A 15,111-nucleotide genomic window follows, 5' to 3' on the forward strand; every position below is an offset into this window, starting at 1 on the left:
CAACAGATTGCGTTATTGTTTCTGATTTATTTCACACTTCGCGGTCGTCCCGCAGCAGTTCCGCCAGCAGCTCCGCCTCCCCCATTCCGGAAACCCCTTCCGCCCCGATCTCGATCAGGATCGGGATGCTGAGCGGGCTCGGGCGCTCCAGGCGGCTGACGACCAGCTCCTCGCGGGCGCGGGCGATCAGGGCGTGCAGCCGGGCGATGTCGGTGAGGCGGCTGGAAGCCTCCGCCCAGGCCGCTTCCAGCAGCAGGTGGCCGGGCTCGTGGCGTTGCAGCACGTCGTAGATGAGGTCGGTGGAAACCGTCATCTGCCGCCCCGTCTTGCGGGCGCCGGGCCGCTGCCGCTCCACCAGCCCGGAAATGATGGCGACATCGCGGAAAGCCCGGCGCAGGAAAGGGGTGGCGCCGATCCATTCCTCCAGTTCCTCGGCGACGATGTCGCCGGCGAACAGGCTGGCCGGATCCTCCACCGGTTCCAGCCCCCAGACGCCCAGCACATAGTCGGTCGCCACGAAGCCCATGGGTTTCAGCCCGCGCTTCTCCATCCGCTGCGTCAGCAGCATCCCCAGCGACTGGTGGGCGTTGCGGCCCTCGAAGCCATAGAGCAGCAGGTGGTGCCGGCCTTCGCGCGGGAAGCTCTCGGCCAGCAGCTTGTCGGCGGGCGGCAGGCGGGAATGGCGGCGCTGCATCTCCAGCCAGTCGCGCACATCGGCCGGCATGCGCCGCCATTGGGCGGGATCGGCCAGCATGCCCCGCACGCGGCGCGCGAGATGGGTGGACAGCGGCATGCGCCCGCCTTCATAGCTGGGAACCGACGGCGCGCCGCGCGCCAGCCTCGTGTAAAGATCGGTTTCGGAACGGCCGGTCAGTTCCAGCGTCAGGCCGGCGAAGAGGAAGCGGTCGCCCAGGCGCAGCTGCGTCGCGAACCATTCCTCCACCTGGCCCAGCGCCCGGCCCCGCCCCAGCCGGACGGTCATCGCCGGCGCCTCGACGATCACCCCGGCGTTCAGCCGGTGCTGCTGGGCCAGCTTCGGATGCGTCAGGCGGAAGCGGCCCGGCGCCTCCTCCACCAGACGGCGGTAGCGGTCGTAGCCGGAAAGCGCGTAGCCGCCGGTCGCCACGAAGGCGAGCGCCCGGTCGAAGGAGTCGCGGCTCAGCCCGGCATAAGGGGCCGCCAGCCGGATTTCCGCGTAGAGGCTCCCGGCCTCGAACGGGCCGGCGCAGGCGATCCCCATGATATGCTGCGCCAGCACGTCCAGCCCGCCGGGGCGGTGCGGCTCCGCATCCAGCTCGCCTTCGGCCACCGCGTCCAGGCAGGCGAGCGCTTCCAGATATTCGAAGCGGTTGCCCGGCACGATCACCGCGCGGCTGGCTTCGTCCAGCCGGTGGTTGGAGCGGCCGACCCGCTGCAGCAGCCGCGCCGCGCCCTTGGGCGCCCCCATCTGCACCACCAGATCGACATCGCCCCAGTCGATCCCGAGGTCGAGGCTGGAGGTGGCAACGACCGCCTTCAGCCGGCCGGACACCAGCGCGGCTTCCGCTTTCAGCCGCGCCTCGGCGCTGAGCGAGCCATGGTGGAGGCCGATGGGCAGGGCCTTGTCGTTTTCGGTCCACAGGTCGCGGAACAGCAGCTCGGCGATGGAGCGGGTGTTGGCGAAGACGATGGATTGCCGGGCTTCCTCCAGCAGTTCCATCACCTCGCGCGCGGCATGGCGGCCGTTGTGCCCGGCCCATGGGATTTCACCGCGCGGCACCAGGATGGAAATGTCGGGCGGGACCGCTTCCGCCCCCCGCACGATTTCCACTTCGGCACCGGGGGCCAGCCAGTTCGCCATGGCCGGCGGGTCGGCGATGGTGGCCGACAGGCCCACCAGCCGCAGGCGCGGCGCCAGCGTGCGCAGCCGGGCCGCGGCCAGCGCCAGCAGGTCGCCGCGCTTGCTGGTGGCGAAGGCGTGGATCTCGTCTATGATCAGCGTTTCCAGATCGGCGAACAGCCGTTCGGCTTCCGGCCATGTCAGAAGCAGGCTGAGGCTCTCCGGCGTCGTCAGCAATATGTCGGGCGGGCGCTGCCGCTGGCGGCGCTTCGCTTCGCTGGAGGTGTCGCCGGTGCGGGTTTCCACGCCCAGCGGCAGGCCCGCCTCGCGGATGGGGGTGGCGAGGTTGCGCTCCACATCGGCGGCCAGCGCCTTCAGCGGCGAGACATAGAGCGCCTTCAGGCCGGGGCGCGGCCCCTTTTCCGCCGCATCCGCCAGCACCGGCAGGAAGCCCGACAGGGTCTTGCCCGCGCCGGTCGCCGCCACGAGCAGGGTGTGGCGGCCGGGGCGGGCCGCCTCCAGCATGGCAAGCTGGTGGCTACGCGGGCGCCAGCCGCGTGCCGCGAACCAGTCTTCCAGCGGTTTGGGGAGCGAGGCCATCGCCCCCCATTTAGGTGTTCATGGCCGCTTGCGCGATGGCCTCAGGCCGGCATGCGGTGCAGCGCGCAGAGCTTGTTGCCGGCCGGATCGCGCAGATAGGCGAGATAGAGCTTGCCGGCCGGCCCTTCCCGCACGCCGGGCGGGTCTTCGCAGGCGCTGCCGCCGGCCTTCAGGCCGGCCGCGTGCCAGGCGTCCGCCTGCTCGGGCGAGGCCATGGCGAAACCGACGGTGGAGCCATTGCCGCAACTCGCCGGCGCGCCGTTCAGCGGCCTGGTGATCGCGAAGACCCCGGTGGGCGTCATCCAGAAGATCCGCCCCTTGTCGTCGGCAAAGCCCGGCTGCACGCCGATGACGCCCAGAGTGGAGTCGTAAAAGGCCCGGGACGCGGCGATGTCGTCCGCCCCCAGCATGACATGGCTGAACATGGTTTTTCTTCTCCCCTGCGGTGGTCCGTTCGGGGCGCCTGATGCGCCACGCCCGTGCACCATGGCCTTCCCGGCCTTCAGTCGTCCACCCGCACTTTTCGGAAGTCCTGCCCTTCGGGGGCGCCGGGCGGGACGAGCGCGCCCTCCCGGATCTCCAGCGGCCAGTCGCGAAAGTCCCGCGTGCCTAGGTCGCGCGGGTCGAGCCGGAAGCGCAGGCGATGCCCTTTGGCAAGATCGACGGCGAATTCGGGCGATCGCGCATCGAACAGCGGGATTCGGAAGCGGACCGCGACCGGCACGGCTCCGGCTTCGAGCGGCGCTTCCAGCCAGTCCGTGCCCGTCCGCGCTTCGACGATGCTGCCGTCGGACAGGCGAAGCTCCACCTCCACGTCGCGGATCGGCCGGCCGTTCGCCCCTTCCAGAAGCAGCGCGAACTGCTTCGGCTCGCCCTTTTCCGTTTCGGCCAGCGTCCATTCGGGCGGGCGCGGCTCCGGGCTGGTGGTCAACAGGATGCGGTTTCCCTCCCGCCGCCAGTTTCCCTCGGCCTGCTCGTCGAGCGCGCCATAGCTGAGGCCATAGCGGAAGCGGCCGTCGCCGAGCAGTTCCAGACCGGCCGCCGCCTCCCGCACGCCCATCAGCATATACTGGCCTGCAAGGCTGGCGTTTTCGGCGCTGGCGCTTTCGGTGCCCGGAGCCGCCGCCAACGCCGCCGGCGCGGCCGCCAGGAACAGCCCGGCGAAAAGGGCGGGAAGAAAGCGCATGGCCGCTTCTGCCATGCGGGGCGCGAGTCGCGCCAGATGCGCGCGCACCCTCCCGGCATCCCCGTCGCATTTCTCCTGAGGCCCTTGCTCTTGCAAGGACTCCGGCCGCCCGCATAAGCAGTCCGCGGCTTGACGAAGGGAGAGGGGTCGTTCGGGTCGCAGTGGGAGTGTCGCGCAATGGGCATGGAAAGCTCAAGCCTGAAACAGCAGGTGGCCCTTGTCACCATCATGTCGGTGAAGGACATACGGCCGGCGGCCGTGGCCCTGCGCGACATCGCCTGGGATCGCGCCAATCTGCGCATCGCGCTGGCCGACAATATCGCCAGCAAGACGCCGTTGATGGACGAGGATGGCGGCATCCTCGCCGCCGAGGTGTTCGGCTGGAACGCCCCCAACGAGCGCTGGTGGGCCGACACCCGCCTCGCCCTCTCCTCGCCGCTGCCGCGCGCCTGCCGCTATGAAAGCGAGCCTTTCTGGGTGAACGCCGAGGGGTTCCGAACGCCCCAGCCCAACCGCTATCTGGAAGCGATCGACCTTTCCAATTTCGAGAAGCGGGCGCTCTGCAGGTCGGCCATCGTCATCCCGGTGCATCTGCCCTTCGGCCAGATCGGAATCGCCACCTATGCGGCGGCCGACCCGACCCGGCTGGACCTCTCCGCCGAATATGGCGAACATGCCGACGCCCTCTATCTGCTGACGCATCGCTTCATCGCCGGCTGCGTGAAGGCGCTGCGCACCCGCCAGTGGCTGCCCGCCGACTGCCAGCTCACCAAGCGCGAGGTGGAATGCCTGCGCTGGGCCTCCATCGGCAAGACCGACAAGGAAATCTCCATGATCCTCGGCCGCAGCCATGCGACCGTGCGCTTCCACATCCAGAACGCCGGCGAGAAGCTGGACGCGGTGAACCGCAGCCAGACCATCTTCAAGGCCGCGCAGCTCGGCTATCTGGGCTACGCCGCATGAATCGACACTTGTGGTGCCAGGCGGGCGTGCTAGCTCTCTTCCGAGGGATATGAGGGAGAGATTGCCATGAAGCGGATTTTCCAGTTGCTGATCGGGCTGGTGGGCCTGTTCAACGTCGGCATGGGGGTGGCCTTCCTGCTGCGCCCGGCGGAAATGGCGGCGAAATTCTTCCTGACGCCGCACGGCAGCCAGGGCCTTGCCAGCATCCGCGCCGACTTCTCCGCCTTCTTCCTGGTGGGCGGCCTGTTCGCGCTGCTGGGGGCCGTGCGCGCCGACCCGGCGCCGCTGCGCGTGCCGGCGCTGCTGCTCTCCATCGCGCTTCTGGGGCGCACCGTCAGCCTGGTGCTGGACGGCGTGGCCGCCACCGCCTTCCAGCCGATGCTGGCGGAAGCGGTGATGATCCTGATCCTCGTCGGCGGCATGCAGGCCTTCCGGCGAGGTTAGCTTCGTTCGGCTTCAGACGGAGCGGGCGGCCCAATAGTCGTAACAGCGTTGCTGGTGCCGCTTCACGAAGGCCGCCGCTTCCGGGCCGACGAAGAGGCCGCTCCATTCGTCATGGCCTTTAGACAGCCACCAGCCCTGCCCCGGCAGCCCGTCCGAGGCGCGCACCACCAGGCTGGCCAGCTCCGGCCGGTCCTGCGCGCGCTGCCGGCTGTCCACTTCCTCCAGCGCCGCGCAGAGCTGGCCGACCTGGAAGCGCTGGAAGCGGTGGCCGAACCAGGCGAAGACCTCGCCATAGCTGATGGCACTGCCGTTCGAGGCCTTCAGCACCAGCAGGGCCTCCAGTTCGTCTGTGGGAAAAAGCGCCATGTGCGAAAGGCTAGCGGAGGCGGCGGCCGCGCGCTACACGCCCGAAGGATGAGCATAGGGGAATTTCCGGGAACGCGGATGCGGCGGCTGCGGCGCGCGCCATGGTCGCGCGCGATGGTGGCGGAAACGGCCTTGTCGCCCGCCGATCTGATCTGGCCGGTCTTCGTGCGCGACGGGCGCGACGAGGCGGAGCCGATCGCCACCATGCCGGGCGTCTTCCGTCACACGGTGGACCGGCTGCCGGCGCTGATGCGCGAGGCGGAGGCGTTGGGGATCCCGGCGATCGCCCTGTTCCCGAACACGCCGGGCGACAAACGCAGCGAGGATGGCGGCGAGGCGCTGAACCCGGACAATCTCGTCTGCCGGGCGCTGAAGGCGATGCGCGACACCGGAGCCAATGTCGGACTGCTGACGGATGTGGCGCTGGACCCCTACACCAGCCACGGTCATGACGGGCTGGTGGACGAGGCCGGCTATGTGGTGAACGACCGGACGGTCGACGCGCTGGTGGGGCAGGCGCTGAACCAGGCGCGGGCCGGCGCCGACATCGTCGCGCCTTCCGACATGATGGACGGGCGGGTGGCCGCCATTCGCAGGGCGCTGGAAGCGGAGAGCCTGCACGGCGTGCAGATCATGGCCTATTCCGCCAAATATGCGAGCGGCTTCTATGGCCCCTTCCGCGACGCCGTGGGCGCGGGCGGCTATCTGAAGGGCGACAAGAAAAGCTACCAGATGGACCCGGCCAACGGCCGCGAGGCGCTGCGCGAAGTGGCGCTGGACATCGCCGAGGGCGCCGATTCGGTGATGGTGAAGCCCGGCCTTCCCTATCTGGACATCGTCCGCCGCGTCGCCGAGCGCTTCGACGTGCCGGTGTTCGCCTATTGCGTCTCCGGCGAATATGCGATGGTGGAAGCCGCCGCCGCCGCCGGCATGCTGGAGCGCGAGCGGGTGGTGCTGGAACTGCTGACCGGCTTCCGCCGCGCCGGCGCGTCGGGCGTTCTCACCTATCATGCGCCGCTCGCCGCCCGGCTGCTGGGCGCATGACCGATTTCCGCCGGCTGCTGGCAGCCGACCATGGGGAAGAGGCGGTGGCCATCCGGCTGGTGAGCCGGCAGGGGTTCGACGCCTTCCGCGCCAGCCTGACCGAAGTGGGGCGGGCGGCGGTCGCCGCCGCCGGCTTCAGGGGACGGGCCGACACGGCGCTGTTCGTGCCCGAGGGCAATGGCCGCGACTGGTTTCTGGCTGCCGGGCTGGGCGAGGATGAAGTGCCCGGCCGCTGGACGCTGGCCGCGGCCGCGGCGCTGGCGCCCGAAGGCCGCTACCGGCTGACAGGGCCGGTGCCGGCGCCGGGGCCGGCTCTGGCGCTGCACGGCTGGCTGATGGCGCAGCACCGTTTCGAGCGCTACCGCAAGGCCAAGGATGCGAAAGGCCCCCGGCAATTGCTGCTGGCCGACCCCGCCGCCATCGAGCGCGCCCTGGCGGAAGCCGAAATCGCCGCGGCGCTGCGCGACATGGTCGACACGCCGGCCGAGGATCTGGGCCCGGGCGAGGTGGAAGCGGAGATCCGCGCCCTGTCGGATTCGCTGGGCGGGCGGCTGACGGTGGTGACGGGCGAAGCGCTCAACGACCAGAATTTCCCCGCCATCCACGCCGTCGGCCGCGCCTCGCCCCGCCGTCCGCGGCTGCTGGCGATGGACTGGGGCGATCCCGGGCACCCGCTGCTGGCGATCGTCGGCAAGGGGGTCTGCTTCGACACCGGCGGCCTCAACCTGAAGCCCGGCAATTCCATGGGCCTGATGAAGAAGGACATGGGCGGCGCGGCGCATGCGATCGCGCTGGCGAAGCTGGTGATCGCGCGGCGGCTGAAGCTGCGGCTGCGGCTGGTGGTGGCGGCCGTCGACAATGCCGTCTCCGGCGACGCGCTGCGGCCGGGCGACGTGATCGCCACCCGCAAGGGGCTGAGCGTGGAAGTGGGCAACACGGATGCGGAAGGGCGGCTGGTGCTGGCCGACGCCCTGGCCTTCGCGGTGGAGGCCGAGCCGGCTTTGATCCTGGACTTCGCGACGCTGACCGGGGCGGCCCGCGTGGCGCTCGGCCCCGACCTCCCCGCCCTCTTCGCCAACGACGAGGCGCTGGCGGACGGGCTGCTGGCCGGCGGCGCGCAAGTGGACGATCCGCTGTGGCGGCTGCCCTTGTGGCAGGGCTATCGGCGGCTGTTCCGTTCCGACATCGCCGACCTCAACAACAACGCCGAAAGCGGCTTCGCCGGCGCCATCGTCGGCGGGCTGTTCCTGGAGCGCTTCGTGGCAGCGGGCACCCCCTGGGCGCATATGGACATCTACGCCTGGAACCCGACGCCGCGCCCCGGCCGGCCGAAGGGCGCCGCCGCCATGGCGCTGTTCGCGGCGCTGGCGCATCTGGAAAGCCGCTTCGCATGAAGACGAGCCGCATCACCGGCCCCCGTGAGGCCGGGCCGCTGGGGCCGCTCGACCCGCGCGACCATGCCTGGCGCGCCGACCTCGCCGATCTGGCGCTGGCCGACCGGGTGGCGGTGGCGAGCTATGTGGTGCCGATGGAGATGCGGGCGCTGCGGCAGGTGCCGGTGCTGGGCGAGGACCGGGCCGATGCGGTCGCCGTCAGCGAGCTTCTGCCGGGCGAGGGCTTCGCCGTGCTGGACAGCGGCCATGGCTTCGCCTGGGGCTATTCGACCGCCGACCGCTACGTCGGCCATGTGGCGCTCGACGCGCTGGGGCCGGCTTTGCCCGGGAAAAGCGCGCGGATCGGGCCGGGCGACGCGCTTTTGTTCCGCGAGCCGGCGATCAAGTCCGAAGTGCTGGGCGCGCTGCCGCTGGGCGCGCGCGTGCAGTGCGCCGATGCCGGCGCGAATTTCGTGCGGCTGACGGCCGGGCCGGGGGAAGGGCTTCATCTCCACCGCCGGCACATCCTGGCGGGTGCGGCCGACTGGGTGGAAATCGCCCTCTCCTTCCGGGGAGCCCCCTATCGCTGGGGCGGGCGCAGCCGCGCCGGAGTGGATTGTTCCGGCCTGATCCAGATCGCCCGGCAGGTGGCCGGCCATGGCTGCCGGCGGGACAGCGACATGATCTTCGCCGACGCGCCCGACGAAGTGGCCCCGGCGGACGCCCGGCGCGGCGACATCGCCTGGTGGCCGGGGCATATCGGCATCCTGCTCGACGCGCGCACGCTGCTGCACGCCAACGCCCACTGGATGGCCTGTGTGGTGGAACCTCTGGCCGATGTGGTGGCCCGCGCGGGCGCGGAACCGGGGCTTCGCCGTTTCTGACACGCCACATGCATTGTTTTTTCTGCAATTTGCGGGCCAGTTCGCTTGCCCCCTCCCGGAGGCTCCGCTAAGGGCGCGGCTATTGGGGGGAGGGAGTGGTCTGATGATGTTTCTTCCCCGAACGACCCGGCTTCCAGCGGCCCGGCTTCCAGCGACCGGATGGCGCGCATGACGGCCGACAGCACTGGCAAGCCCGGAACGCGGATTGGCGAGGAGGGTGTGTTCGTGTCGGATGCTCAGCCAAAGAACGACGAAGCCGACATTTTCGATTCCAGCGACCTGATGGCGGAACTGGAGCGGCTGGAACTGCCGGAAGGCTATCGGCCGATGGACGACGAGCCGTTCATGAACGACCGGCAGCTGGCCTATTTCAAGGGCAAGCTGCTGAAGTGGAAGGCCGATATCAAGGCGGAAGCCAAGGCGACGCTCAACACGCTGAAGGAAGGCCCGCTGCAGGAGCCGGACCAGACGGACCGGGCTTCGTCCGAGACGGACTGGGCGCTGGAGCTTCGCACGCGGGATCGCCAGCGCAAGCTGATTTCCAAGATCGACGCGGCGCTGCGGCGGATCGACAGCGGCGACTATGGCTATTGCGAAATCACCGGAGACCCGATTTCGCTGCCGCGCCTGGAAGCCCGCCCGATCGCGACCATGACCCTGGAAGCGCAGGAGCGGCACGAGCGGGAAGAGCGCGTCAGCCGCGACGACTGAGGCCCGGTCTGGATTCGGGGCCTGGATTCAGGGCCGGGATTCGCGGGCGACTTTCGCCGCCCGCTGTCCGGTCCGTTTTCGGTGGAGGATCAGGCTCCGCGCTGGATCTCTTCCTTCACCTTCAGCTTCTGCCGCTTCAGTTGACCGATCGTGGCGGAGTCCGGCACGGGCCGGCTCATCTCTGCTGCAATCTTCCCGTCGAGCAGGGCGTGACGGGCGTTCAAGGCTTCGAGATGGGCACTGGCCATTTGGCGGTTCCTTTCCCTTTGCAACGCACCCTCCATGGGGTGGGGAAGGGAGTTAATCATGGCTTTCCGCTCTTGTCAGCCATCGCAAGAGGCAGGGCGGACAGGCCGCGGCCGATCGCCATATATGGTGGATTGCCACATGTGGCTCCACAAGATATTCGCCCGCCGGTTTCGGGCATGGTCGGCGGCGGGGCGCGACTCGGGGCAAGGTTGACGCTGTGTCACGACTGGGCTCAAGTCGGCCACAAGCTTGGGCAGGCCCGGGCGGGCAAGATGGTCAGGGAAGCCGGATTCGATGGATGAAGCGGAACTCAGGGCCAGGCTGAACGCCCTCTCGCAGGAGCATCGCGACCTCGATGCGGCGATCGAGGCGCTGGCCCGTTCCGCCACCGCCGACATGCTGCAGATCGCGCGGCTGAAGAAACGCAAGCTGCGGCTGAAGGATGAAATGTCGCTGATCCAGGATCTGCTGATTCCCGACATCATCGCCTGAATCCCCCGCCGGGCGTTACCCGGTTCCCTTGGCCCGAAAAAGCGGGCATGCAGCCCCCATGAACATCGTGCCGCCGGAGCGTCGAAGCTGGGGGAATGCGCTCCGCCCCTATCTCCAGAAGGAACCGGTGGGGGCGCTGCTGCTGGGGCTGTCGTCCGGCGCGCCTTTCGCGATGATCGCCTCCACCCTGACGACGCGGCTGGCGGAATCCGGGATCGACAAGAAGACGGTGACGGCCTTCGCCCTCACCTTCCTCCTCTACAATTTCAAGTTCCTCTGGGCACCGTTCATCGACCGGATCCGCATCCCGCTGCTGGCCGATGCCGTGGGCCAGCGGCGCGCCTGGCTTTACGTGATCGCCGCCTGCACGCTCGCCGCCATCGTCTGGATGGGGCAGGTGGACCCAGCCGCCGACATCTCGCGGATGGTGGCCGCCGCGCTGACGGTCGCCTTCTTCGGCGCCACCTTCGACATCATCATCGACGCCTTCCGCATCGACAGCCTGAAGCCCGAGCAACTGGGCGTCGGCTCGGGCATGAGCCAATATGGCTGGCGGCTGGGCTCCGCCGGCGCCGGCGCCCTGGCGCTGCTGGCGGCCGAGCGTTCGGGCTGGGACACGGCCTATGCCGCCGCCGCTCTCTTCGCCGTTCCGGCCGTGCTGGCGGGCATGCTGCTGGGCGAGCCGGTGCGCCGCACCGCGCTGCTGGCGCGAGAGAAGGCCGAGCCCTTCCTCACCCGGGTGAAGACCACCTTCGTCGCGCCGCTGGCCGATTTCCTGACGCGGCCCAACGCCTGGCTGGTGCTGCTGTTCGTCGTCGTCCACAAGCTGGGCGACACGCTCGCAAACCTGTCGTTCCGGCTGCTGCTGGCCGATCTTGGTTTTTCCAAGGATTCGATCGCCGTCTACGATGTCGGCTTCGGCCTCGTCGCGACGCTGGCCGGCATCTTCGTCGGCGGCATCATCTACACTCGCCTCGGCATGATGAAGACGGTGATGCTGAGCCTCATCCTGATGGCGGTCTCCAACCTCAGCTTCGCCTGGCTCGCCACCATGGGGCCGGTGAACTGGGCGCTGGCCGTCACCATCGGCTTCGAGAATTTCGCCAGCGGCATCGGCGGGGTCGCCATCGTCGCCTACTTGAGCTGGCTGTGCGACCTGCGCTTCACCGCCACGCAGTTCGCGCTGCTTTCGGCCATGGCCTCGATCCTCGGCCGCTTCATCCAGGGCACGACGGCCGGCTCGCTCATCGAAAGCCTGGGCTTCGTGAACTTCTACCTGCTGACGACGCTGCTGGCGGTGCCGGGCGTGCTGCTCTTCTGGCTGCTGATGAAGCGGGAGCCGCCGGCGCCGGAAACCGCCGAAGCGCCCTGAGCCGCATCGCCTGGGCCGCATTGCCTGTCTTTCACTTGTCGTAAAAGCGGAACAAACCGCGCGGGATTGTCATAGTTCGGGTTTATGACAATCTCCGCGAGGCCGAATCTCGCCCAAGTGGAACAGGAATTCGATGCTCCAGACGTCGCTTGCCACCACCGCCATTTCACCCCAGCTTCTCGACCGCGCGCCGCTCGTGGCGCGGCAAGGCCAGCTCGACGTGCGCCTCGCCGGCTCGGCGGAGGAAATCGCCGCCGCCCAGGCGCTGCGCTATCAGATCTTCTACGAGGAAATGGGCGCGCAGCCGACGCTCGCCATGCGCGCGCACCGGCGCGACATCGACGATTACGACCATGTCTGCGACCATCTGCTGGTGATCGACCATGGGCTGGACGGCCGCCCGAAGGTGGTCGGCACCTATCGCATGCTGCGGCAGGAAGTGGCGGAGCGGAACCGCGGCTTCTACTCGGCCGGCGAATATGACCTGACCCCGCTGCTGGCCACCGGCCGCGCCGGCGGGCAGCTTCTGGAGCTGGGCCGCAGCTGCGTCGCGCCCGAGCACCGCACCACGGCGACCATCAGCCTCCTGTGGCGCGGGATCGCCGCCTATCTTTCCACCCACGGGATCAGCCATCTGTTCGGCTGCGCCTCGCTGCACGGCACCGAGCCGGCGCAGCATGCCGCCGAGCTCAGCTATCTCTACCACCACCATCTCGCCCCGCCCGAGCTGCGCGCCCGCGCCCTCGTCGATTGCCGGCTGGATCGCATCCCCGCCGGCAGCTATGATGTGCGGGCGGCGCAGCGGGCGCTGCCGCCGCTCATCAAGGGCTACCTGCGCGTGGGGGCCATGATCGGAGATGGCGCCTTCGTGGACCGGCAGTTCAATACGGTGGATGTGTTCGTGGTGATGCCGGTGGAAGGCATCACCCGGCGCTACCTCGACCGCTTCACCACCGCCAACGACCCGCTTTGATCGCAACGCTCCGGACGCTTCTGGGCGGACGGAGCCCTGCATATCCACTGACGCTGGCCCTCCCGGGCGGCGATCTGCCTTTGCAGGTGACGGTGAATCCCCGCGCGCGCAAGCTGTCCTTGCGCCTCTGTTCCGCCAGCCGCAGCGTGAAGCTGACCGTGCCGCCGCGCGTCAGCCGCCAGCGGGCGTTGGCGTTCCTGAACGCGAACCGGGGCTGGGTGGAGGCGCAGGCCACCCGGCGCCTGCCGCCGCCCCTTCCCTTCCTGCCCGGCGTGGCGCTGCCGCTGGCCGACGAGAAGCTGCTGCTGGCGACCGGCCCTGGCCGCGTCGCCCGGCGCGAGGGGGACCGGCTGCTGGTGCCGGGAAGCGGTGCGCTCTACGCCGGCCGCGTAAAGCGCTGGCTTTCCGCCGAAGCCGCCCGGCGGCTGGAAGCGGAAACCCATGCGCTCGCCGCCCGCATCGGCCGGGACGTGCGCGAGGTGCGCGTGGGCGATTTCCGCAGCCGCTGGGGAAGCTGCGCCCCGGACGGGCGGATCGCCTATAGCTGGCGGCTGATCCTGGCGCCCGGCCATGTGCGCCAGTCCGTCGTCGCCCATGAAGTGGCGCATCTCGTCGAGCCGAACCATGGCCCGCGCTTCTGGAAAACCGCCACCGCGCTGCTCGGGCAGCCGCACGACGAAGCCCGCGCCTGGCTGCGCGCGAACGGGCCGCTGCTGATGAGCTATGGGGCGAAGCCTTTGCCGAAGCGCCAGGCCGGATCGGAGTGATCTGCCTCCGGCGGGCAGGGAAATGATTTCCCTGCACCCTCTTTTGTTTTGCTTGGGTGGATTGCACCCGGCCTTGTGCGCGGGAGGCCGTTCGATTGCCTGCGGCGCTGGGGCGGGGCGCGGCAGATCCGAACCCATCGCGTCACCCCGGGCTTGACCCGGGGTCCAGCTTTTTACGGTGCGGCGGTGGAGGTAGAAAGCTGGGTCCCGGGTCAAGCCCGGGACGACGTGTAGGCTGGGGCTGGCTCAGTTCCGTTGCCGGCGCATGAAGGGCGGGATGCGGGTTTCGTCTTCCGAGTCCGCTTCGGGTTCCGGGGCCAGCGTTTCGATCGGCGCTTCCTCCGCCTTCGGCTTGCGGGCCAGGTCCATCATCCGCTCGAACAGGGTCTGACGGCGTTCCGGCTGCGGGGCCGCCGCATAGGTTTCCGCTTCCACCGCGCGCTGCTCCGCCTCGGGCAGTTCCAGACGCTGCGGCATGGCGAGCGGAAGCTCGGCGACGACCGGCTCCGGCTCGACGGCCGCCGGAGGGCGCGCAGCTTCGGCGACGGGCGCCATCGGCTCTTCCAGTTCGAGGATGTCCTCGTCCGAAAGGCCGGCATCGTCCGCCTGCGGCTCGGCCGGCGCTTCCGCCACCGGCACCGGGGCGGCGCTGGCCGCCGGGCGGAAGGTGGCGCCGGCGGTGCCGAACACGCCGGCCGCCATCGGGCCGCTGGCCGGGGAGGTCTGTGGGCGGAAACCGCCGCCGCCGCCACCGCCGCCGAACGGCGGGGTCGGCTCGGTGGGCGCGATCTCGCCGACGCCGGGCGCCGCCGCCGGGATCGGGCTGGTGCGGCCGCCGAACATGCTGCCGCTGGTCTGCCGTGCGGGCTGCACGCCCGGCAGCGTCGCCTGCTGCGATTCGATGCCCGTCGCCACGACGCTGACACGCATCTTGCCGTTCAGCCCGTCGTTGAAGGCCGAGCCGACGATGATGTTCGCGTCCGGGTCGACCATCTCGCGGATGTGCTGGGCGGCTTCCTCCACTTCCATCAGGCCGAGGTCGTCGCCGCCGGTGATGTTGATGATGACGGCCTTGGCGCCGCGCAGGCTCACTTCGTCCAGCAGCGGGTTGGAGATGGCCTTTTCGGCCGCCTCGATGGCGCGGCGGTCGCCCTCGGCCTCGCCGGTGCCCATCATCGCCTTGCCCATCTCGCTCATCACGGTGCGGACGTCGGCGAAGTCGAGGTTGATGAGGCCGGGCAGCATCATCAGGTCGGTGATTCCGCGCACGCCCTGGTTCAGCACCTGGTCGGCCATGGCGAAGGCCTGCTTGAAGGTGGTCTGCTGGTTGGCGATCAGGAACAGATTCTGGTTCGGGATGACGATCAGCGTGTCCACATGCCGCTGCAGTTCGGCGATGCCCTCTTCCGCCGAGCGCATGCGCTTCAGCCCTTCGAAGGCGAAGGGCTTGGTGACGACGCCCACCGTCAGCACGCCGCGCTCCCGCGCCGCGCGGGCGACCACCGGGGCCGCGCCCGTGCCCGTGCCGCCGCCCATGCCGGCAGTGATGAAGCACATGTGCACGCCGTCCAGCACCTGGTCGATGTCGCCCAATGCTTCTTCCGCCGCCGCCGCGCCGATTTCCGGCCGCGCGCCCGCGCCCAGCCCTTGCGTGATCTTCAGGCCAAGCTGGATGCGGTTGGTGGCCGGCGACAGGGTCAGCGCCTGCGCGTCGGTGTTGGCGACCACGAAGTCGACGCCCTGCAGGCCGTCGTTGATCATGTTGGCGACCGCGTTTCCGCCGGCGCCGCCGACGCCGATGACACTGATTCGGGGCTTCAATTCAACAAGGCTGGGGGTTACGAAATCAAAGGACATGGGTGGGCTCC

The 15,111-nt window shown here is 69.6% G+C and carries 16 protein-coding genes; 10 read left to right on the forward strand and 6 right to left on the reverse strand.

The window, feature by feature from the left end:
* Positions 1-31 precede the first annotated feature (31 nt).
* The 3 genes from L6Q21_RS05605 to L6Q21_RS05615 form a co-directional block, all read right to left on the reverse strand.
* Positions 32-2,419: a ligase-associated DNA damage response DEXH box helicase gene (locus tag L6Q21_RS05605; protein WP_237829685.1), complete on the reverse strand. Its 2,388-nt coding sequence runs from the start codon at positions 2,417-2,419 to the stop codon at positions 32-34.
* A gap of 41 nt (positions 2,420-2,460) precedes the next feature.
* Positions 2,461-2,844: a VOC family protein gene (locus L6Q21_RS05610; RefSeq protein ID WP_237829686.1), complete on the reverse strand. Its 384-nt coding sequence runs from the start codon at positions 2,842-2,844 to the stop codon at positions 2,461-2,463.
* A 77-nt stretch (positions 2,845-2,921) separates the two neighbouring features.
* Complete coding sequence (locus L6Q21_RS05615; RefSeq protein ID WP_237829687.1) at positions 2,922-3,605, reverse strand: hypothetical protein; 684 nt, start codon at positions 3,603-3,605, stop codon at positions 2,922-2,924.
* Between the two features lie 183 nt (positions 3,606-3,788).
* Between L6Q21_RS05615 and L6Q21_RS05620 the strand changes: the two genes are divergently transcribed.
* Both L6Q21_RS05620 and L6Q21_RS05625 read left to right on the forward strand, forming a co-directional pair.
* Positions 3,789-4,568, forward strand: a complete 780-nt coding sequence (locus tag L6Q21_RS05620; protein WP_237830016.1) for a helix-turn-helix transcriptional regulator — start codon at positions 3,789-3,791, stop codon at positions 4,566-4,568.
* 66 nt (positions 4,569-4,634) lie between these two features.
* Positions 4,635-5,012, forward strand: a complete 378-nt coding sequence (locus L6Q21_RS05625) for a DUF4345 family protein (RefSeq protein ID WP_237829688.1) — start codon at positions 4,635-4,637, stop codon at positions 5,010-5,012.
* A gap of 12 nt (positions 5,013-5,024) precedes the next feature.
* Here the strand turns inward: L6Q21_RS05625 and L6Q21_RS05630 are convergent, their stop codons facing one another.
* A complete protein-coding gene (locus L6Q21_RS05630; protein WP_237829689.1) occupies positions 5,025-5,378 on the reverse strand; it encodes a ribose-phosphate pyrophosphokinase in 354 nt (117 codons plus the stop codon).
* A 48-nt stretch (positions 5,379-5,426) separates the two neighbouring features.
* Here L6Q21_RS05630 and hemB point away from each other — a divergent pair, with 48 nt between their 5' ends.
* The 4 genes from hemB (at position 5,427) to dksA (ending at position 9,390) form a co-directional block, all read left to right on the forward strand.
* Positions 5,427-6,422, forward strand: coding sequence for a porphobilinogen synthase (gene hemB, locus L6Q21_RS05635; RefSeq protein ID WP_237829690.1), 996 nt, complete (start codon positions 5,427-5,429; stop codon positions 6,420-6,422).
* Positions 6,419-7,816, forward strand: a complete 1,398-nt coding sequence (locus tag L6Q21_RS05640) for a leucyl aminopeptidase family protein (RefSeq protein ID WP_237829691.1) — start codon at positions 6,419-6,421, stop codon at positions 7,814-7,816. Before hemB ends, L6Q21_RS05640 begins: the two co-directional genes overlap by 4 nt.
* Complete coding sequence (locus L6Q21_RS05645) at positions 7,813-8,679, forward strand: C40 family peptidase (RefSeq protein WP_237829693.1); 867 nt, start codon at positions 7,813-7,815, stop codon at positions 8,677-8,679. Before L6Q21_RS05640 ends, L6Q21_RS05645 begins: the two co-directional genes overlap by 4 nt.
* A 282-nt stretch (positions 8,680-8,961) precedes the next feature.
* Positions 8,962-9,390 (forward strand): RNA polymerase-binding protein DksA, encoded by a 429-nt coding sequence (gene dksA, locus L6Q21_RS05650; protein WP_237830018.1) that lies wholly within the window; start codon positions 8,962-8,964, stop codon positions 9,388-9,390.
* Positions 9,391-9,479: 89 nt separating this feature from the next.
* Here dksA and L6Q21_RS05655 read toward each other — a convergent pair whose 3' ends face one another.
* Positions 9,480-9,638 carry a YdcH family protein gene (locus L6Q21_RS05655; protein ID WP_237829694.1) on the reverse strand — a complete coding sequence of 53 codons (159 nt, stop codon included), beginning with the start codon at positions 9,636-9,638 and terminating at the stop codon, positions 9,480-9,482.
* A 295-nt stretch (positions 9,639-9,933) separates the two neighbouring features.
* Between L6Q21_RS05655 and L6Q21_RS05660 the strand changes: the two genes are divergently transcribed.
* From L6Q21_RS05660 to L6Q21_RS05675, 4 genes are all read left to right on the forward strand, one after another.
* Positions 9,934-10,131: a YdcH family protein gene (locus L6Q21_RS05660; protein WP_237829695.1), complete on the forward strand. Its 198-nt coding sequence runs from the start codon at positions 9,934-9,936 to the stop codon at positions 10,129-10,131.
* A 58-nt stretch (positions 10,132-10,189) separates the two neighbouring features.
* Entirely contained in the window at positions 10,190-11,503 is a 1,314-nt protein-coding gene (locus L6Q21_RS05665) for an AmpG family muropeptide MFS transporter (protein WP_237829696.1), read from the forward strand.
* A gap of 133 nt (positions 11,504-11,636) precedes the next feature.
* Positions 11,637-12,476, forward strand: a complete 840-nt coding sequence (locus L6Q21_RS05670; RefSeq protein ID WP_237829697.1) for a GNAT family N-acetyltransferase — start codon at positions 11,637-11,639, stop codon at positions 12,474-12,476.
* Positions 12,473-13,243: a M48 family metallopeptidase gene (locus L6Q21_RS05675; RefSeq protein WP_237829698.1), complete on the forward strand. Its 771-nt coding sequence runs from the start codon at positions 12,473-12,475 to the stop codon at positions 13,241-13,243. The genes L6Q21_RS05670 and L6Q21_RS05675 overlap by 4 nt, the downstream gene beginning before the upstream one ends.
* A gap of 246 nt (positions 13,244-13,489) precedes the next feature.
* On the opposite strand, the gene ftsZ is transcribed toward L6Q21_RS05675, so the two are convergent.
* Positions 13,490-15,100 (reverse strand): cell division protein FtsZ, encoded by a 1,611-nt coding sequence (gene ftsZ, locus L6Q21_RS05680; RefSeq protein ID WP_237829699.1) that lies wholly within the window; start codon positions 15,098-15,100, stop codon positions 13,490-13,492.
* Positions 15,101-15,111: the final 11 nt, after the last annotated feature.

Source organism: Sandaracinobacteroides sayramensis (assembly GCF_022014495.1).
Lineage (GTDB): Bacteria > Pseudomonadota > Alphaproteobacteria > Sphingomonadales > Sphingomonadaceae > Sandaracinobacteroides > Sandaracinobacteroides sayramense.

Coding starts and splice junctions, on each gene's coding strand:
- L6Q21_RS05665 (WP_237829696.1), top strand. CDS start 10,190: ATGAACATCGTGCCGCCGGAGCGTCGAAGCTGGGGGAATGCGCTCCGC.
- ftsZ (WP_237829699.1), bottom strand. CDS start 15,100: ATGTCCTTTGATTTCGTAACCCCCAGCCTTGTTGAATTGAAGCCCCGA.
- L6Q21_RS05655 (WP_237829694.1), bottom strand. CDS start 9,638: ATGGCCAGTGCCCATCTCGAAGCCTTGAACGCCCGTCACGCCCTGCTC.
- L6Q21_RS05660 (WP_237829695.1), top strand. CDS start 9,934: ATGGATGAAGCGGAACTCAGGGCCAGGCTGAACGCCCTCTCGCAGGAG.
- dksA (WP_237830018.1), top strand. CDS start 8,962: ATGGCGGAACTGGAGCGGCTGGAACTGCCGGAAGGCTATCGGCCGATG.
- L6Q21_RS05610 (WP_237829686.1), bottom strand. CDS start 2,844: ATGTTCAGCCATGTCATGCTGGGGGCGGACGACATCGCCGCGTCCCGG.
- L6Q21_RS05620 (WP_237830016.1), top strand. CDS start 3,789: ATGGAAAGCTCAAGCCTGAAACAGCAGGTGGCCCTTGTCACCATCATG.
- L6Q21_RS05615 (WP_237829687.1), bottom strand. CDS start 3,605: ATGCGCTTTCTTCCCGCCCTTTTCGCCGGGCTGTTCCTGGCGGCCGCG.
- L6Q21_RS05645 (WP_237829693.1), top strand. CDS start 7,813: ATGAAGACGAGCCGCATCACCGGCCCCCGTGAGGCCGGGCCGCTGGGG.
- L6Q21_RS05640 (WP_237829691.1), top strand. CDS start 6,419: ATGACCGATTTCCGCCGGCTGCTGGCAGCCGACCATGGGGAAGAGGCG.
- L6Q21_RS05630 (WP_237829689.1), bottom strand. CDS start 5,378: ATGGCGCTTTTTCCCACAGACGAACTGGAGGCCCTGCTGGTGCTGAAG.
- L6Q21_RS05670 (WP_237829697.1), top strand. CDS start 11,637: ATGCTCCAGACGTCGCTTGCCACCACCGCCATTTCACCCCAGCTTCTC.
- L6Q21_RS05605 (WP_237829685.1), bottom strand. CDS start 2,419: ATGGCCTCGCTCCCCAAACCGCTGGAAGACTGGTTCGCGGCACGCGGC.
- L6Q21_RS05625 (WP_237829688.1), top strand. CDS start 4,635: ATGAAGCGGATTTTCCAGTTGCTGATCGGGCTGGTGGGCCTGTTCAAC.
- hemB (WP_237829690.1), top strand. CDS start 5,427: ATGAGCATAGGGGAATTTCCGGGAACGCGGATGCGGCGGCTGCGGCGC.